The sequence below is a fragment of the Streptomyces sp. NPDC042259 genome, assembly GCF_055582085.1.
On the sequence record NZ_JBVJDW010000001.1, the window covers coordinates 704,075 to 722,395 of the forward strand.

Genomic DNA, 18,321 nt, shown 5'->3' on the forward strand with positions numbered 1-18,321 from the left:
GGCCACGCCGCGTACCGGCTTACGCGGCACGGGCGTTGACGCCGGGCCCCGCAAACGCGCGTCGGGCCGGGGCGAATGCCCCGGCCCGACGTCCTGACGACTGCACGCAGTGCGAGCCCGACCGCGTTGGGCGCGCAGCGCGAGCCCGCGTCGGTCAAGCCCAGCCAGGCGCCTACCGCCCGTTGAACGCGTTCTTCAAGCGCGAGAACAGCCCCTGCTGCCCCGGCTTACCGCACCACCCGGGGGACAACCCCCGAACCCCCGGCCAGCGCCTACCGCCCGTTGAACGCATCCTTCAAGCGCGAGAACAGCCCCTGCTGCCCCGGCTTGAACTCGCCCATCGGACGCTCCTCGCCGCGCAGCTTCGCGAGCTGTCGCAGCAGGTCCTCCTGCTGCGGGTCGAGCTTGGAGGGGGTGGTCACCTCGACGTGCACGACGAGGTCACCGCGGCCGCCGCCGCGCAGGTGGGTGACACCGCGCTGGTGCAGCGGGATCGACTGGCCGGACTGGGTACCGGGCCGGATGTCGATCTCCTCGATGCCGTCCAGCGTCTCCAGCGGCACCTTCGTGCCCAGCGCCGCGGCCGTCATCGGGATGGTGACCGTGCAGTGCAGATCGTCGCCACGCCGCTGGAACCTGCTGTGCGGGACCTCGTGGATCTCCACGTACAGATCGCCGGCCGGGCCGCCGCCGGGGCCGACCTCGCCCTCGCCCGCGAGCTGGATGCGGGTGCCGTTGTCGACACCGGCCGGGATCTTCACCGTCAGGGTCCGCCGCGAACGGACGCGGCCGTCGCCGGCGCACTCCGGGCACGGGGTCGGCACCACGGTGCCGAAGCCCTGGCACTGCGGGCACGGCCGGGAGGTCATGACCTGGCCGAGGAAGGACCGGGTGACCTGCGAGACCTCGCCGCGACCACGGCACATGTCACAGGTCTGGGCGGACGTGCCGGGGGCCGCGCCCTCGCCGCTGCACGTGGTGCAGACGACGGCCGTGTCGACCTGGATCTCCTTGGTCGTACCGAAGGCGGCCTCGTCGAGGGTGACTTCGAGCCGGATCATGGCGTCCTGGCCGCGCCGCGTGCGCGACCGGGGGCCGCGCTGCGAGGTCTGCCCGAAGAAGGCGTCCATGATGTCGGAGAAATTGCCGAAGCCCGCGCCGAAGCCACCCGCGCCACCGCCGCCGCCCGAGGAGGACAGCGGGTCGCCGCCGAGGTCGTAGACCTGCTTCTTCTGCGGGTCGGAGAGCACCTCGTAAGCGGCGTTGATCTCCTTGAACCGCTCCTGGGTCTTCGGGTCCGGGTTCACATCCGGGTGCAGCTCGCGGGCGAGCCGACGGAAGGCCTTCTTGATCTCGTCCTGCGAGGCATCACGCCGTACGCCCAGGACCGCGTAGTAGTCCGTGGCCACTTACGACTCCGCCAGGATCTGTCCGACGTAACGTGCCACTGCGCGTACCGCTCCCATCGTTCCGGGGTAGTCCATGCGGGTCGGTCCGACCACGCCGAGTTTGGCGACTGCCTCGTCGCCCGAACCGTAGCCGACGGCCACGACCGAGGTGGAGGTCAGCCCCTCGTGAGCGTTCTCATGACCGATACGGACGGTCATGCCCGAGTCCTTGGCCTCGCCCAGGAGCTTGAGCAGCACGACCTGCTCCTCCAACGCCTCCAGCACGGGCCGGATCGTCAGCGGGAAGTCATGCCCGAAACGAGTGAGATTGGCGGTGCCGCCGATCATCAGCCGTTCCTCGGTCTCCTCGACCAGGGTCTCCAGCAGGGTAGCGAGCACCGTGGAAACGGTTCCTCGGTCGTCCTGCTCGAAGGACTCCGGAAGATCCTGCACCAGCTGCGGCACGTCGGCGAACCGCCGCCCCACGACACGGCTGTTGAGCCGGGCCCGCAGGTCCGCGAGCGAGGTCTCGCCGAACGGTGCCGGGCAGTCGACCATGCGCTGCTCGACCCGGCCGGTGTCCGTGATCAGCACGAGCATCACCCGGGCCGGGGCGAGTGAGAGCAATTCCACATGCCGCACCGTCGACCGGGTCAGCGACGGGTACTGCACCACCGCGACCTGCCGGGTCAGCTGCGCCAGCAGCCGGACCGTGCGCGCCACGACGTCGTCCAGGTCGACGGCGCCGTCCAGGAAGTTCTGGATCGCGCGCCGCTCGGGCGAGGACAGCGGCTTGACGCCGGCCAGCTTGTCGACGAACAGGCGGTAGCCCTTGTCGGTCGGAATGCGGCCCGCGCTCGTGTGGGGCTGGGCGATGAAGCCCTCGTCCTCCAGCGCGGCCATGTCGTTGCGCACGGTGGCCGGGGAGACGCCCAGCCGGTGCCGCTCGGTGAGGGCCTTGGAGCCGACCGGCTCCTCGGTGCCCACGTAGTCCTGGACGATGGCGCGCAACACCTCGAGCCTTCGTTCGCTCAGCACCGCGCGCACCTCCCTGTCCAGCCGTCTCACGGGGTCGTCCCTGGCACTCGAAGGTCACGAGTGCCAAATCCCTCCCGCCAGTGTACGGCCGGGTACTACGGCCAGGGCAAGGGCCGTCCCGGCGCGCGCCTCACCGGCGGGCAAACCGTACCGTGCTCCGGCTAGCGTCTCGGTATGGAAAATCTTGGGGAACGGGGCGCGCGGGAGCGCTGGGAGCCGCTGGCGCCGGGCATCGCGCGCCGCAGGATGCCGGTCTGGGACTGCACGATCGGGGCCGTCGCGGGGCCTGACGGGCTGCTGCTCGTGGACACCGGCTCGTCCCTGCGGGAGGGCGCGGAGATCCGCCGGGAGGTCGAGGAACTCTTCGGCCGCCGCGTGACGCATATCGCTCTCACGCACGCGCACTTCGATCACGTACTGGGCACCGCCGCCTTCGCGGGCGCGCAGGTGTACGGGGCGATGGGCATCGACGTGGCGCTGTGCGACGGGGAGGAGGTGCGCACGAGCGCGGTGCGGCAGGGGGTGGACCCCGACGCCGCCGAGGAGGCGGCCGATCTGCTGGTGCGCCCGCACCATCTGGTCTCCGGCGAGCTGACCCTGGACCTGGGCGGCGGCCGCCGGGTGCTGCTCGCCGACGTGGGGCCCGGGCATACGGCGCACGATCTGGCGGTGCTGGTGACGGACGCCGGCGGCGCTCCCGAGGTCGTGTTCTGCGGGGACCTGGTCGAGGAGTCCGGCGAACCGCAGGCGGGCACGGACGCGCTGCCCGAGCAGTGGCCCGCGGCACTGGACGCGTTGCTGGCGCTCGGTGGCGCGGACGCGCTCTACGTCCCGGGCCACGGCGCGGTGGTGGATGCCGGATTCGTCCGGGCGCAACGTGACGCGCTCGCGCTGCGTTTCGGCGTGTCGTAGCCCCTGTCGCGCGCTTTTTCCTATCGTCGGGCTGGTGCGCGGCACGGGCCGCGCGCCTCCGGGCACCCCCGGACCCCCGACCGGAACGGCTTCATGCGCAGCAGACAGTACGGCCCCGACCTGACCCCTCCCTGGAAGAAGACCGCCCCCGCTCCCGAGGTCCCGGCCGACCCCGGCCTGGTGGTCGAGGAGGCCGGCACGGGCTTCTGCGGGGCGGTGATCCGCTGCGAGAAGACGGCGCAGGGCCCGACGGTCACCCTGGAGGACCGCTTCGGCAAACACCGGGTCTTCCCCATGGATCCGCGCGGCTTTCTGCTGGACGGCCGGGTCGTCACCCTCGTGCGCCCCGGCGGACCCGGCCCCGGCCCCAGCGGCCATGGCCCCGGCACGCCCCGGCGGACCGCCTCCGGCTCGGTGGCCGTGCCCGGGGCCCGGGCACGGGTGGCCCGGGCGGGGCGCATCTACGTCGAGGGACGGCACGACGCGGAACTCGTGGAGCGGGTGTGGGGTGACGACCTGCGCATCGAGGGCGTGGTCGTGGAGTACCTGGAGGGCATCGACGACCTCCCCGCCATCGTCCGCTCCTTCGCCCCCGCCCCGGACGCCCGTCTGGGGGTCCTGGTCGACCACCTCGTGCCGGGCTCCAAGGAGTCACGGATCGCGGCGCGGGTCACGGGCGAGGACGTGCTGGTCGTCGGCCACCCGTACATCGACGTGTGGGAGGCGGTGAAGCCGTCCTCGGTGGGCATCCCGGCATGGCCGCGCGTCCCGCGCGGCGAGGACTGGAAGACGGGCGTGTGCCGGGCACTGGGCTGGCCGGAGAACACGGGCGCCGCCTGGCAGCGGATCCTGGGATCGGTCCGCTCGTACAAGGACCTGGAGCCGCAGCTGCTGGGGCGGGTGGAGGAGCTGATCGACTTCGTGACAGCGCCCTGAGAATACTCAGCCCGTCCGGCGCTTGAGGACCGGGGCCCGGGGCGGAGCCCCGGGGCCTTTAGTCCACCAGATCCCGCACCACGGCATCGGCGAGCAGCCGCCCCCGCAGGGTCAGGACCGCGCGGCCCCGCTCGTACGGGCCGGGGTCCAGCAGGCCGTCCGACAGGGCACGCGCGGCCGCCGCCGCTCCGGCCGGCTTCAGCAGGGACAGCGGGCACCCCTCCAGCATCCGCAGCTCCAGCAGGATCCGCTCCACCCGCCGGTCCTCGTCCGGCAGGACCTCGCGGCCCGCTCCCGGGGAGCGCCCCTCGGCCAGTGCCTGCGCGTATGCGCCGGGGTGCTTGACGTTCCACCACCGCACGCCCCCCACATGGGAGTGGGCCCCGGGGCCGGCGCCCCACCAGTCGGCGCCGCGCCAGTACAGCTCGTTGTGGCGGCAGCGGCCCGCGTCGGTGGTGGCCCAGTTCGAGACCTCGTACCAGCCGAAGCCGGCGGCGGTGAGCATCTCCTCGGCGATGAGGTAGCGGTCGGCGTGGACGTCGTCGTCGGTCATCGGGACCTCGCCGCGGCGGATGCGCCGGGCGAGCTGGGTGCCCTCCTCGACGATCAGGGCGTAGGCCGAGACGTGGTCGGGGCCCGCGCCGATCGCGGCGGACAGCGAGGCCCGCCAGTCGTCGTCGGACTCCCCCGGCGTGCCGTAGATCAGGTCCAGGTTGACGTGCTCGAAGCCGGCCGCCCGGGCCTCGGCGACGCAGGCCTCCGGGCGGCCCGGGGTGTGGTTGCGGTCCAGGATCTTCAGCACGTGCTGCCGCGCGCTCTGCATGCCGAACGAGATCCGGTTGAAGCCGCCCTCGCGCAGTTCCGCGAGGTAGCGGGGGTCGACGGATTCGGGGTTGGCCTCGGTGGTGATCTCCGCGCCCTCGGCGAAGCCGAACTCGTCGCGGATCGCGGCCAGCATCCGTACCAGGTCGGCGGCGGGCAGCAGGGTCGGTGTGCCGCCGCCGACGAAGACGGTCTCCACGGGGCGGGGGTCGTCGCCCAGTACCTTCCGCGCGAGCCGGATCTCCTGCGTGAGGGTGTCGGCGTAGTTGTCCCGGGAGGCCAGCGCGCCGCCGGAGCCGCGCAGCTCACTGGCGGTGTAGGTGTTGAAGTCGCAGTAACCGCAGCGTGTCGCGCAGTACGGCACGTGCAGATAGAACCCGAGCGGCCGCTGCCCCGCGCCCTCCAGGGCAGGCCGGGGCAGGGCCCCGTCCTCGGGCATGGGCTCACCATCAGGCAGTACGGAAGGCATGCGTCCATTGTCCGGCATGCCGCCGGTGGGCCCGCCCGGGCCGGACGGCGGCGGGGCGGGCCCGTGCCTCAGCCCTCCCTGGACCCCTCGTACATCTCCTCGATCAGGGCCTTGTACTCCCGCTCCACCACCGGGCGCTTGAGCTTGAGGCTCGGGGTCAGCTCGCCGTGCTCGACGTCCAGATCGCGCGGCAGCAGCCGGAACTTCTTGATCGTCTGCCAGCGCTGGAGGCCCTCGTTCAGCCGCCGCACATAGCCCTCGATCAGCTCCTCGGTCTCCTTGGTGGCGACCACCTCGGCGTACGACTTGCCCTCCAGGCCGTGTTCCGCGGCCCAGGACATCAGCGTCGGCTCGTCGAGCGCGATGAGGGCGGTGCAGAAGTTACGGTCCGCCCCGTACACCAGGATGTTGGAGACGAACGGACACACGGCCTTGAACTGGCCTTCCACCTCGGCCGGCGCGACGTATTTGCCACCCGAGGTCTTGATCAGGTCCTTCTTCCGGTCGGTGATCCGCAGGAAGCCGTCCGGGGACAGCTCGCCGATGTCGCCGGTGTGGAACCAGCCGTCGGACTCCAGCACCTCCGCCGTCTTCTCGGGCTGGCCGTGGTAGCCCTCCATGACGCCGGGCCCGCGCAGCAGGATCTCGCCGTCGTCGGCGATGCGGACCTCCGTGCCGGGCAGCGGCTTGCCGACCGTGCCGGTGCGGTACGCCTCACCGGGGTTGACGAAGCTGGCGGCACTGGTCTCGGTGAGGCCGTAGCCCTCCAGGATGTGGATGCCGGCGCCGGAGAAGAAGTAACCGATATCGGGGGCGAGGGCGGACGCGCCGGAGACACAGGCGCGCATCCGGCCGCCGAACGCCTCGCGGATCTTGGCGTAGACGAGCGCGTCGGCGACCTTGTGCTTGGCGGTGAGCCCGAAGGGGGCGGTCCGGCTGCCGGTGCGGCGGAAGTTGTCCTGCGAGACCTTGGCGTATTCGCGGGCGACCTCCGCGGCCCACTGGAAGATCTTGTACTTGGCGCCGCCGCCGGCGCGGGCCTTGGCCGCGACGCCGTTGTAGACCTTCTCGAAGACGCGCGGCACGGCGGCCATGTACGTGGGCCGGACGATCGGCAGATTCTCGATGATCTTGTCGACCCGGCCGTCGACGGCGGTGACGTGGCCGACGCTGATCTGCCCTGCGGTCAGCACCTTGCCGAAGACGTGTGCGAGCGGCAGCCACAGATACTGCACGTCGTCGGGGAGCACCAGCTCGGTGGCCTGGATCGCCCGGGCCATGTACGACCAGCAGTCGTGCGGCAGCCGTACGCCCTTGGGGCGGCCGGTGGTGCCGGAGGTGTAGATGAGGGTGGCGAGCTGGTCGGCGCGCAGGGCGCCGATGCTCTCCCGCACGGCGTCGGGGTGCTTGCGCAGGTGCTCGGCGCCCCGGCGCTCCAGCTCCGTCAGGGAGAGCACCCAGCCCTCGGGGTCCCCGTCGGCCGGGACGGCGTCCTCGGCGTCGATCACGACGACATGGGCGAGGGCGGGCAGCTCGGCCCGCCGCTGCCGGGCCTTGGCGAGCTGCGCGGCGTTCTCGGCGATGAGCACCTTGCTCTCCGAGTCGGAGAGGATGAAGGCCGTCTCGTCGGCGTTGGTGCTGGGGTAGATCGTGGTGGTCGCGGTGCCGGCGCACAGGACACCGAGGTCCGCCAGTATCCATTCCACGCGGGTGGAGCAGGCGAGCGCGACCCGCTCCTCGGGGCGCACCCCGAGGGCGAGGAGGCCGGCGGCGATGGCGAAGACCCGCTCGGCCGCGCCGCCCCAGGTGAGCGAGGCCCAGGTGTCGGGGCCCGTACCGGAGGCCGCGGGCACCGGGTAGCGGTACGCCTCCGCGTCCGGGGTCGCCCCGACACGTTCGAGGAAGAGGGTCGCCACGGACGGCGGCCGGCTCTCGATCAAGGTCTGTGTCTCGGTCACGGCATCCTCCGGGGGCCCGCACTTCGCTGTGGTGACTCGTGAGTAACCTTCCAAACTGTGATCAGACTAGAGCCCGTGCCGCCACCGCGTAAGGGGCTGTGGACGACGGGTTCAAGCTGTGACCACAGTGGTGAGTGTCATATGCACACACCACTGTGGAGCAGCCTTTTTCCGGTCCGAATCGGGCGCGGATCGTGGACCGTACCGGGGCGCGGGCATACGAAGAGGCGCCCGTCCCCTCGCGGGGGCGGGCGCCTTCCGGCCGGGCGGCGGGAGCCGCCGCGGCTACGCGTCGTTCACGCGGGGGCTACTTCTTGCCCTTCTCCGCGCCGTCGGAGTCCGAGGACAGCACCGCGATGAAGGCCTCCTGCGGGACCTCCACGCTGCCGACCATCTTCATCCGCTTCTTGCCTTCCTTCTGCTTCTCCAGCAGCTTGCGCTTACGGGAGATGTCGCCGCCGTAGCACTTGGCGAGGACGTCCTTGCGGATCGCGCGGACCGTCTCACGGGCGATGACCCGCGAGCCGATGGCGGCCTGGATCGGCACCTCGAAGTTCTGCCGCGGGATCAGCTCGCGCAGCTTGGCGACGAGCCGCACGCCGTACGCGTACGCCTTGTCCTTGTGCGTGATGGCGGAGAACGCGTCCACCTTGTCGCCGTGCAGCAGGATGTCGACCTTGACCAGGCTGGCCTGCTGCTCGCCGGTGGGCTCGTAGTCGAGGGAGGCGTAACCGCGGGTCTTGGACTTCAGCTGGTCGAAGAAGTCGAAGACGATCTCCGCGAGCGGCAGGGTGTAGCGCAGCTCGACGCGGTCCTCGGAGAGGTAGTCCATGCCCAGCAGCGAGCCGCGGCGGGACTGGCACAGCTCCATGATCGCGCCGACGAACTCGTTGGGCGCGAGGATCGTCGACTTCACCACCGGCTCGTGCACCTCGGCGATCTTCCCCTCGGGGAACTCGCTCGGGTTGGTGACGATGTGCTCGGTGCCGTCCTCCATGTTGACCCGGTAGACCACGTTCGGCGCGGTGGCGATGAGGTCCAGGCCGAACTCCCGCTCCAGCCGCTCGCGGATCACGTCCAGGTGCAGCAGACCGAGGAAGCCGACGCGGAAGCCGAAGCCGAGCGCGGCCGAGGTCTCCGGCTCGTAGACGAGCGCGGCGTCGTTGAGCTGGAGCTTGTCGAGGGCCTCGCGCAGCTCCGGGTAGTCCGAGCCGTCCAGCGGGTACAGGCCCGAGAACACCATCGGCTTGGGGTCCTTGTAGCCGCCCAGGGCCTCGGTGGCGCCGTTGTGCAGGGAGGTGATCGTGTCACCGACCTTGGACTGCCGGACGTCCTTCACACCGGTGATGATGTAGCCCACCTCACCGACGCCGAGGCCGTCGGAGGCCGTCATCTCGGGCGAGGAGACACCGATCTCCAGCAGTTCGTGGGTGGCGCCGGTCGACATCATCTTGATGCGCTCGCGCTTCTTCAGCTCGCCGTCCACGACCCTGACGTAGGTGACCACGCCGCGGTAGGAGTCATAGACCGAGTCGAAGATCATCGCGCGGGCCGGGGCGTCCTTGACGCCGACCGGCGGCGGGACCTGCTTGACGACCTCGTTGAGCAGCTCGTCGACGCCGACGCCGGTCTTCGCGGAGACCTTCAGCACGTCGGAGGGGTCGCAGCCGATCAGGTGCGCCAGCTCGGCGGCGAACTTCTCGGGCTGCGCGGCCGGCAGGTCGATCTTGTTGAGGACCGGGATGATCGTGAGGTCGTTCTCCATCGCCAGGTACAGGTTGGCGAGGGTCTGGGCCTCGATGCCCTGGGCCGCGTCCACGAGGAGGATGCAGCCCTCACAGGCGGCGAGCGAACGCGAGACCTCATAGGTGAAGTCCACGTGGCCCGGCGTGTCGATCATGTTGAGGATGTGGGTCTGCCCCGTGTCCTCGCCCTCGGTGGGCGCCCAGGGCAGGCGGACCGCCTGGGACTTGATCGTGATGCCGCGCTCGCGCTCGATGTCCATCCGGTCGAGGTACTGTGCGCGCATCTGCCGCGAGTCGACCACACCGGTCAGCTGGAGCATCCGGTCGGCGAGCGTCGACTTGCCGTGGTCGATGTGCGCGATGATGCAGAAGTTACGGATCAGAGCCGGGTCGGTACGGCTCGGCTCCGGCACGTTGGTAGGGGTCGCGGGCACGCAAGGTCCATTCGGTGACTTCGGCGTTTGAACGCGGTCTCGGCGGGAGTCGCGGTTTATACGTCCCCCCATCGTCCCATGACCGGCGACCTCGGTCCGGTTTGGGAGCCCGTCGGGGCTGCTGGTAACCTGGTCCACTGTGCCTCGTGCCCTCTCGGGCCGGGGTGCTCATCGAAATCCGACGAAGCTGAAAAGGCTCTTTCGTGGCGAACATCAAGTCCCAGATCAAGCGGAACAAGACCAACGAGAAGGCGCGCCTGCGCAACAAGGCCGTCAAGTCCTCGGTCAAGACCGCTGTCCGCGCGGCCCGTGAGGCCCTGCTCGCCGGCGACGTCGAGAAGGCCACCGCCGCGGTTGCCGCGGCCGGCAAGAAGCTCGACAAGGCCGCCAGCAAGGGTGTCCTGCACAAGAACGCCGCCGCCAACAAGAAGTCGGCGCTGGCCAAGCAGGCTGCCGCTCTCAAGGCCTGAAGTTCTTCCGGGGCGTGAGCCCCACCCCGTCGGTACGGACTCCGCGGACCCTCTCTACCGCGCCGTCCCGGCACCTCATCGCAGCCAGGCTGCGATGCGCGCCGCACGCGGCCTGCGTTCGCCACGCGGGTGCGGCGCACTGAGCCTCCGGCTCGACGGCTCGATACCGAAGGCCCCGTGCCTGCCCTTCCCCAGGGCGGCACGGGGCCTTCGGCCGTTCCGGAACCCGGGCCTTCGGCCGTTCGGGGCGGCGTGCGGGCCGTTCGGGGGAAGGGGTACCCCACCCAGGGGCTACCGCTGACGAACGGCCCCGAGGCTGTGAACGGCTTCAGCTCGACGAACGACTACGAACGACTACGAACGGCTGCGGGCCGCTCTTGCGACGGCCACGACGGCCTTCTCCAGTGCGTACTCCGGGTCGTCGCCGCCGCCCTTGACGCCCGCGTCGGCCTCGGCGACGGCGGTCAGGGCCGCCGCGACGCCGTCCGCCGACCAGCCGCGCATCTGCTGGCGCACCCGGTCGATCTTCCACGGCGGCATGCCCAGCTCACGGGCCAGATCGCCGGGGCGCGCACCGCGCGGGGCGGAGGCCAGCTTGCCGATCGACCGCACCCCCTGCGCGAGCGCGCTCGTGATCAGCACCGGGGCGACGCCGGTCGACATCGCCCAGCGCAGTGCCTCCAGCGCCTCGGCCGCGCGGCCCTCCACGGCACGGTCGGCCACGGTGAAGCTGGATGCCTCGGCACGGCCCGTGTAGTAGCGGGCGACGACGGCCTCGTCGATGGTGCCCTCGATGTCGGCGACGAGCTGCGCGCAGGCGCTCGCCAGCTCGCGCAGATCACTGCCGATCGCGTCCACGAGGGACTGGCAGGCCTCGGGCGTCGCCGAGCGGCCGGTCGCCCGGAACTCCGACCGGACGAACGCCAGCCGGTCCGCCGGCTTGGTCATCTTCGGACAGGCGACCTCCCGGGCCCCCGCCTTGCGCGCCGCGTCGAGGAGGCCCTTGCCCTTGGCGCCACCGGCGTGCAGGAGGACGAGGGTGATCTCCTCGACGGGCGAGCCGAGGTAGTTCTTCACGTCCTTGATCGTGTCCGCCGACAGGTCGTGGGCGTTGCGCACGACCACGACCTTGCGCTCGGCGAACAGCGAGGGACTGGTCAGCTGGGCGAGCGTGCCGGGCTGGAGCGCGTCGGGCGTGAGGTCGCGCACATCGGTGTCCGCGTCGGCGGCGCGGGCCGCCGTCACCACCTCCCGCACCGCGCGGTCGAGGAGCAGATCCTCCTGGCCCACGGCGATCGTGAGGGGAGCGAGCGGGTCGTCGGTTGCAGTCTTCCTGGCCATCGCGTCCAGCATCCCACGCCCCACTGACACGCTCCCCGTGCGGCGGACCCGGGATGACGCACAATGGGCGGGTGAGCAGCACTCCCATCTCCTTCCAGTCCTCCGACCCCCTCCGGCACCTGTTGGTGCTCCCCGACCGCGACGCCGCCGAGGAGGTGGCCGTCGAGACCGTGCAGCGCTTCGGTCTGACGGAGGAGCCCCAGATCGTGCGCGACGCCCTCGCCGGGGAGGACGACGCCGAGGACGCCCAGTGGCTCGTGGTCGTCGACGACCCGCGCGGCGCCCTGGACCCCGCCGCGCTGCGCGCGCTCGCCGAGGAGTACGAGGGCTGGCTCGAAGCGCAGTAGCCGACGGAGCGGCGGCGGGACGGTGACGGGACGTCGCCGGTTCGGCTCTACCGGGCCGGCAGGGTGGTGCGGACCTCGGGCACCCGGTCCAGGTCGATGCCGAAGTGCGTCCGGTAGGCGGGCAGGATCTCGTCCTCGGTCAGCGTCCGGTCCCGCCTGCCCGAGGCGCCGGTGATCACGAGCGTACGGCCGCTGATCGTCACCCGGCCGTTCTCGGTGAGCCGGGAGCAGACCAGGTTCTGGGTGAAGTGCGACTTCGGCGAGGTGCGGTGCCACCAGCAGGCGCACTCGAACTCGGCCAGCTGCCGGGGGCGCTGCTCTATCCGGTACTGCAGGGCGTCGCCCTGATAGACATCGAGGTCCCCTTCCTCGGTCTCGGCGATACGGAACACTCCTGCCGGGTCGCTCTGCTCGCCCCGTTCGGTGAGGCTCAGGGGGTGGTGGCTGTTCCGGCCGAAGCCGACGTCGACCAGCCAGGGTTCGGGCGTCTCGACGCGCAGCACCAGGTGGTCGTACGGCACGCCGAGCCCCTCCTCCCCCATGACCCGCCCGGCGAGCAGCGTCACCGGGTAGCCGAGCGCGGTCAGCAGCTCGGCGAAGGCGCCGTTGAGTTCGTAACAGAACCCACCCCGTCGGCCGTGCACGATCTTGTCGACGAGAGCCTTGCCGTCGAGCACGATCTCCTCGCCGAGGTGGATGGAGAGGTTCTCGAAGGGCACCGCTCTCAGGTGACTTAGGCACAGATCACGGAGGGCGTCCGCGTCGGGGGCGGTGGGCCGCGTCGCGCCTATCCGGCGGAGGTAGGCAGCGGTGTTGATTATGTCCATGGGTCAGTTATGCCTTACGTGAGCTGATGTGGCATCAGCCCGCAGACCTACGTCCGGCGGAGATCGCTCCCGGCCGTCCGGGCGGCGCCTGCGCCCCGCCGACCTCGTCTTTCCTCCCCCGGTTCCGCCTCGGACGGCGGTGGCCGCGCCGGTCACCGCGAGCGGGCCGTCGGTGTCGGTGCGCAGGACCACCGCGCCCTGGGCACGCAGGGCCGCGACCGTGCGGGGCGACGGATGGCCGTACGGGTTGCCGGTGCCGGCCGAGATCAGTGCCAGCCGTGGGTGGAGGCCGTGCGTCAACCGCGGGTCCTGGTAGGCGGATCCGTGGTGGGCCACCTTGAGGACGTCCACCGGCGGCAGGCCGGGGTGGGCCTCGGCCAGGGCGCGTTGGGCGGGTGGTTCGAGGTCGCCGAGCAGGAGGGCGGTGAGCCCGGCGGTGCGGACGAGCAGGGTGACGCTGGCGTCGTTGGGCCCCTCCTCCGCCACGAAGGACGCCCCTGGAGGCGGTGGCCACAGGACTTCCCAGGACAGATCCCCCAGGCGGCGCCGCTCCCCCGCCGCCGCGGTGACGACGGGCACCGCGGCCCGGGATGCCTCGCGGCGTACGAACGCGGCCCGGCCCGGCGGCTCCGCGAACGGCGTCGTCTGGATCACGCCGACCGCGCGGCCGCGCAGCACACCGGGCAGCCCGTCGACGTGGTCGGCGTGAAAATGGCTCAGCAACAACAGCGGCACCTTGTCGACGCCCAGTGCGCGCAGGCAGTGATCGACGGCCCGGGGCTCGGGGCCGGCGTCCACGACCACGGCGGTCCCGTGGCCCGCGGCGAGGACCAAGGCGTCCCCTTGGCCCACGTCACAGGCCACCAACCGCCAGTCGGGCGGGGGCCAGCCGGTCACGATCCGCGTCAGCGGGACCGGGCGGACCACGGCGACCACCAGGAGCAGGGCGCAGCCCGCGCACGCCCAGGGGCGGCGGACCACCCTCCGGGCGGCGAGCGCGGCGACGGCGGTAGCCGCGGCCAGGGCCAGCCCGCCCGGCCAGCCGCCGGGCCAGCCCAGCTCCGCGCCGGGCAGTTCCGCACCGCCCCGGGCCACCGTGGCGATCCAGGACACGGGCCAGCCGGCGAGCCGGGCGAGGCCCTCGGCGACGGGCGGGGCGAGCGGGGCCGCGGCGAGGGCGGCGAAGCCGAGGACGGTGGCGGGGGCGACGGCCGGCTCGGCCAGGAGATTGCACGGAACGGCCACCAGGCTGACGCGCGCCGCCAGCACGGCGATCACGGGCGCGCACACGGCCTGCGCGGCGGCCGCCGCCGCGAGGACCTCCGCGAGACGGGCCGGTACCCCCCTTCGCCGCAGGGCGTCGCCCCAGCGGGGAGCGAGGGTCAGGAGGGCCCCGGTGGCCAGGACGGAGAGCAGGAAGCCGTAGCCGCGGGCCAGCCAGGGGTCGTAGAGGACGAGCAGCAGCACGGCCGCCGCCAGGGCGGGCAGCAGGCTGCGGCGCCGGCCCGTCCCGATCGCCAGCAGCGTGATGAGGCCGCACGCGGCGGCCCGCAGCACGCTCGGCTCGGGGCGGCACACGAGGACGAATCCGAGGACGAGCGCACCGCCCAGCACCGCCGTCAGCCGCAGGGGCACCCCGAGCCGGGCGGCGAGGCCACGGCGCTCGGCACGGGTCGCCAGGTGCGGTGGTCCGATCAGCACGACCAGCAGGATCGTGAGGTTGCTGCCGGAGACGGCCAGAAGGTGCGTCAGGTCGGTGCTCCGGAAGGCGTCTTCGAGGTCGGGGGGAACGCGGGAGGTGTCGCCGACGACCAGTCCGGGCAGCAGTGCCCGGGCGTCCGGCGGGAGGTGGTCCGTGGCCTCGCGCAGGCCCGATCGCAGCCGGGCGGCGGCGGTCTGGAGTGGGGAGGGGGGTGCGACGATCCGAGGCGGCCGGTGGTCGGCGACGCGGAGCACGGCGCCGGCACGGTCGCCCTTCCGGGCGGGAGGGGAAAGGCTTGCGTCGGCCCGCACCCGCGTCGACGGGAGCAGTCCGAGCCAGGAGCGCGGGGCGATCAGCAGAACGGGCGTGCGGACGGCCGTCAGGCCCCGCGGGCCGTGGACACGGGTCGCCTGGGCCTCGAACACGACGGCGGGTGCCGCGCGGGCCGTGCCGCGCACGTGCGGGCGCACGGGCCGGGGGTCCGTGGTGACCGTCAGCTCGACGGTGGCCTCCCCGTACCGCCGTGCCAGCTCGGGCAGCGGCCCCCGGTGCGAATCGGCCGCCCGGAGGGCGGCGGCCGCGGCCCCGGCGGCGGCGCCCAGCAGTACGGCCGCCACCGCGACCGCCGCACCCACCCGCGCGACCGCCCGTCGCCGCACCGCGAACACCAGCGCCCCGGCGGCGACCACCGCCACCGCGCAGGCGACGGCCACCGCGCGCCCGTCCGCCGTCAACGCGGCCGCCGCGGCCGGCCATGCCGCGAGCGCGGGCGCCACCAGCCGCAGATCGGCGGGCCCCTCCGGGTGGGCCCCGGCCTGCCCGGCGGCGGGGGAAGCGAGCCGCCCCGGCGCGTTCGTCCCGGCGCCCGGGGCCCGGAGGGGCGACGGGCTCACGGCTGGACCAGGGGTCGGAGATCGGTGAAGCGGCGGTTGCCGATGCCGTCGACCTGGCGGAGTTCGTCGACGGAGCGGAAACCGCCGTGCCGGGTGCGGTAGTCGACGATGTGCTGGGCGAGGACGGGGCCCACGCCGGGGAGGGTGTCGAGCTGGTCGACCGTGGCGGCGTTGAGGCTGACCGGGCCGCTCGGGCTCCCTGAACCGCCCGGTCCCCCCGGTCGGGCCGCGCTCCCCGCCGCCCCGGCAGCCCCGGCGGCCGGTGTGTTCGGCGGGGTGCCGACCACGATCTGTTCGCCGTCCGTGAGGACGCGTGCCCGGTTGAGTCCGGTGGTGTCCGTCCCCGGCCGGGACCCGCCCGCCGCGTTCAGGGCGTCGACCACCCTCGACCCCGGGGGCAGCCGCTGGATGCCGGGCTTGCGCACCTTGCCCGCAACATCCACCACCACGACGCCGCTGGGCCGGACGCTCGCCGGGGCCGCGGGCCCCGCCGGCGGCACGGCCGCCGGTGTCGGGACCGCCACCGCGGCGGGCATCTCCCGTGCGGGCGCCCGCACGGTCTGCGGACGTCCCGTCCAGAAGTGATACGCGGCGAAGACACTCGCGGCGATCAGGACGACGGCCAGCGCGGCGAGGGTCTTGGGCTCGATGCCGCACCGCAGTTGCACCCACATCGGCAGCCGCTCCACCACGGCGACGCGCCAACTCGCCCGCCAGCGCGCGGAATCGGGCGGGTCCGGGCTACCGCGCCCCGGCGGCCGTGCCCCGACCGGACCGTCCGCCCGCGAGGCGGCACCGGCCCCACCGCCGGACACGTGGCGCGCGGCCTCCGCCGCCGGGCCCACACCGGACCCCCCGAAGCCCCCGAGCGCGTCGCCACCATCGGACGTCGCGCCCCGCGCCGGGCCGGCGAACAGCCCCGACGCACGCTCGCGCGCCCCGAGAGGGGCACTCTCGGCAGAGGCACCGGGAACGGTGGGACCGCCAGAGGCGGCGGACATGGCCGAAGCGCCGGGCACGGCAGAGGCAGCGGGCGCGGCAACCACCCCGCCCATCGCGACAAGTGATCGAGTCGTCATGGAACGTGACCGTAGACGTCTTCACGCGCTCTTGCTCAGGCAGCGCAAATCCCGTGGATAACCGGCCGGTTGTGGAAAACCCCGCCCCTCGGACGGGTGACCCGAACCCGGTCGCGAGACGCGGCCCGCCCGGCCGGCGCAGCCCGTCGCGCTACCGGGCCGAGACCACCACGGCCAGCAGCCCCGGCCCCGTGTGCGCCCCGATGACCGCGCCGACCTCGCTCACATGCAGATCCACCAGCCCCGGTACCCGCTCGCGCAGCCGGTCCGCGAGGTCGTTCGCACGGTCGGGGGCGGCCAGATGGTGGACGGCGACATCGACCGGGGCGGCGGCCGCCCGCTCCACGGCGATCTCCTCGAGCCGTGCGATGGCCTTGGAGGCCGTACGGACCTTCTCCCGCATCTCGATCCGGCCGCTCTCCAGCTGCAACAGCGGCTTCACGGCGAGCGCCGAGCCCAGCAGCGCCTGCGCGGCCCCGATACGGCCGCCCCGGCGCAGGTAGTCGAGGGTGTCGACGTAGAAGTACGCGGCGGTGCCCTGGGCGCGCTTCTCGGCGGCGGCCACCACCTCGTCGAGCGTGCCACCGGCGGCGGCGGTGTCCGCGGCGGCCAGCGCGCAGAAGCCGAGGGCCATCGCGACCATCCCGGTGTCCACGACCCGCACGGGTACGGGCGCCTCCCGGGCCGCCAGGACCGCCGCGTCGTGGGTGCCGGAGAACTCGGCGGACAGATGAAGGGAGACGATCCCCGTGGCGCCCGCGTCGGCCGCCGCGCGGTAGGCGGCGGCGAAGACCTCGGGGCCGGGCCGCGAGGTGGTCACCGGTTTGCGCTTCTGGAGCGCCTGCGCCACGGAACGGGCCGAGATCTCGGTGCCCTCTTCGAGCACCTGGTCGCCCAGGACGACCGCCAGGGGGACGGCGGTGATGCCGTGCCGCTCCATCGCCTCCTGCGGCAGGTAGGCCGTTGAGTCGGTGACGATCGCGACATGGCGGGACATGCTCCGGAGATTACCCGCCGAGGCCCGTGGACGGCAGTGCGGGCCGGGCGCCGGCGATCACTTCAGGTCGTGCGCCCTCAGGTCGTGCTCTCGGGCCTGCGGGTCTTCTGCCAGGAGTATCCGGGCTGCCGCCACGCGTCCCGCGCGGTGATCGCGGGCCGCTCGGGCCCCGCGCCGGGCGCGGGCGCGGTACCCGTCGCGCCGTCCGCACCGCTGTCCGCGCCGACGCCCGCTCCCGGTGTGCGGGCACCCGGCGCGGTCCCCGTGGGAGCGGCCGGGGGCTCCTCCTCCGTCGTCCAGTGCCGCAGCGCGCCGGCCTCCATGCGGATCTGCTCGCCGAGCACCGCCAGATCGTCGTCGGCGAACTGCCGCGCCCGGTCCCGCGCCGCCCACCGCAGCGAATCGGCCGAGTGCGTGACGCGCTGGACGCGCTCCCGCAACCCGGGCAGGCTCCCGGCGACTCGGGCCTTGTCCGGCTCGGTCTCCAGGCGCTTGAGGTCCGCGTCGATCTCGTGGCCGTGGGCGCTGAGCCGCTGGAAAAGGGCCTGCGCCTCGGACAGCGACGGGTCCTCCGGCGCCGCGGCCCCCAGCGCCTCCTGGGTGGCGCGCATCGACATCCGCAGCGACAGACGCAGCTCGGCGATCTCGCCGGGCGCCCCGGGCTGCACGTACTGCCTGGCCTTCAGCCGCGTGTCCTCGACGGTGCGGCGCGCCTGGGTGACGGTACGGTCCACGCCCCGTTTGACGGCTCGCACGGACCTGACCACGGCGATCACCCCGAGCGCGACGAAGACCGCGAACATCAACGCGACGATCACGGCCACGGCTTCCATGAGCGCTCCTCAGCGGGGTCGGTCGGACCGGTCTGCGTTACCTCTCCACCGTAAACGGAAAGGGCAGGCCGGGGGTTCCACCGGAACCCCCAACCTGCCCGTAGGGACAAACCCTCAGACCACCCGTGCC

15 protein-coding genes are annotated in these 18,321 nt (G+C 72.9%); 4 read left to right on the plus strand and 11 right to left on the minus strand.

All coding sequences use genetic code 11. The features are described from left to right. Positions 1-272: 272 nt before the first annotated feature. Complete coding sequence (gene dnaJ / locus ACZ6MA_RS03255; RefSeq protein ID WP_469430635.1) at positions 273-1,409, minus strand: molecular chaperone DnaJ; 1,137 nt, start codon at positions 1,407-1,409, stop codon at positions 273-275. After that, entirely contained in the window at positions 1,410-2,426 is a 1,017-nt protein-coding gene (hrcA, locus tag ACZ6MA_RS03260) for a heat-inducible transcriptional repressor HrcA (protein ID WP_130877872.1), read from the minus strand. A gap of 174 nt (positions 2,427-2,600) precedes the next feature. Between hrcA and ACZ6MA_RS03265 the strand changes: the two genes are divergently transcribed. After that, positions 2,601-3,338 carry an MBL fold metallo-hydrolase gene (locus tag ACZ6MA_RS03265; RefSeq protein WP_469430636.1) on the plus strand — a complete coding sequence of 246 codons (738 nt, stop codon included), beginning with the start codon at positions 2,601-2,603 and terminating at the stop codon, positions 3,336-3,338. 93 nt (positions 3,339-3,431) lie between these two features. After that, positions 3,432-4,274 (plus strand): DUF3097 domain-containing protein, encoded by an 843-nt coding sequence (locus ACZ6MA_RS03270; RefSeq protein WP_469430638.1) that lies wholly within the window; start codon positions 3,432-3,434, stop codon positions 4,272-4,274. Between the two features lie 58 nt (positions 4,275-4,332). On the opposite strand, the gene hemW is transcribed toward ACZ6MA_RS03270, so the two are convergent. The 3 genes from hemW to lepA form a co-directional block, all read right to left on the minus strand. Further along, on the minus strand, positions 4,333-5,565 hold the full coding sequence (hemW, locus tag ACZ6MA_RS03275) for a radical SAM family heme chaperone HemW (RefSeq protein ID WP_469430640.1): 1,233 nt from the start codon (positions 5,563-5,565) through the stop codon (positions 4,333-4,335). A 68-nt stretch (positions 5,566-5,633) separates the two neighbouring features. Continuing rightward, the gene (locus ACZ6MA_RS03280; RefSeq protein ID WP_469430641.1) at positions 5,634-7,523 is read right to left on the minus strand and encodes an AMP-dependent synthetase/ligase; all 1,890 of its coding nucleotides are present in this window, start codon (positions 7,521-7,523) and stop codon (positions 5,634-5,636) included. A gap of 307 nt (positions 7,524-7,830) precedes the next feature. Next, positions 7,831-9,702: a translation elongation factor 4 gene (gene lepA, locus ACZ6MA_RS03285; RefSeq protein WP_469140394.1), complete on the minus strand. Its 1,872-nt coding sequence runs from the start codon at positions 9,700-9,702 to the stop codon at positions 7,831-7,833. 203 nt (positions 9,703-9,905) lie between these two features. On the opposite strand from lepA, the gene rpsT reads away from it, so the two are divergent. Further along, the gene (gene rpsT, locus ACZ6MA_RS03290) at positions 9,906-10,172 is read left to right on the plus strand and encodes a 30S ribosomal protein S20 (protein ID WP_087928167.1); all 267 of its coding nucleotides are present in this window, start codon (positions 9,906-9,908) and stop codon (positions 10,170-10,172) included. A 354-nt stretch (positions 10,173-10,526) separates the two neighbouring features. Here the strand turns inward: rpsT and holA are convergent, their stop codons facing one another. Next, positions 10,527-11,513, minus strand: coding sequence for a DNA polymerase III subunit delta (holA, locus tag ACZ6MA_RS03295; RefSeq protein ID WP_469430643.1), 987 nt, complete (start codon positions 11,511-11,513; stop codon positions 10,527-10,529). 71 nt (positions 11,514-11,584) lie between these two features. On the opposite strand from holA, the gene ACZ6MA_RS03300 reads away from it, so the two are divergent. Then, positions 11,585-11,860 carry a hypothetical protein gene (locus tag ACZ6MA_RS03300; protein ID WP_469430645.1) on the plus strand — a complete coding sequence of 92 codons (276 nt, stop codon included), beginning with the start codon at positions 11,585-11,587 and terminating at the stop codon, positions 11,858-11,860. A gap of 47 nt (positions 11,861-11,907) precedes the next feature. On the opposite strand, the gene ACZ6MA_RS03305 is transcribed toward ACZ6MA_RS03300, so the two are convergent. The 5 genes from ACZ6MA_RS03305 to ACZ6MA_RS03325 all read right to left on the minus strand — a co-directional run bounded on the left by ACZ6MA_RS03305 (position 11,908) and on the right by ACZ6MA_RS03325 (position 18,191). Further along, positions 11,908-12,687: an arylamine N-acetyltransferase family protein gene (locus ACZ6MA_RS03305; protein ID WP_469430647.1), complete on the minus strand. Its 780-nt coding sequence runs from the start codon at positions 12,685-12,687 to the stop codon at positions 11,908-11,910. Between the two features lie 3 nt (positions 12,688-12,690). Next, complete coding sequence (locus tag ACZ6MA_RS03310) at positions 12,691-15,282, minus strand: ComEC/Rec2 family competence protein (RefSeq protein ID WP_469430648.1); 2,592 nt, start codon at positions 15,280-15,282, stop codon at positions 12,691-12,693. Then, complete coding sequence (locus tag ACZ6MA_RS03315; RefSeq protein WP_469430650.1) at positions 15,279-15,974, minus strand: ComEA family DNA-binding protein; 696 nt, start codon at positions 15,972-15,974, stop codon at positions 15,279-15,281. The genes ACZ6MA_RS03310 and ACZ6MA_RS03315 overlap by 4 nt, the downstream gene beginning before the upstream one ends. Before the next feature lie 538 nt (positions 15,975-16,512). After that, positions 16,513-17,358, minus strand: a complete 846-nt coding sequence (locus ACZ6MA_RS03320; RefSeq protein ID WP_469430652.1) for a DegV family protein — start codon at positions 17,356-17,358, stop codon at positions 16,513-16,515. Positions 17,359-17,435: 77 nt separating this feature from the next. After that, entirely contained in the window at positions 17,436-18,191 is a 756-nt protein-coding gene (locus ACZ6MA_RS03325; RefSeq protein WP_469430653.1) for a hypothetical protein, read from the minus strand. Positions 18,192-18,321: the final 130 nt, after the last annotated feature.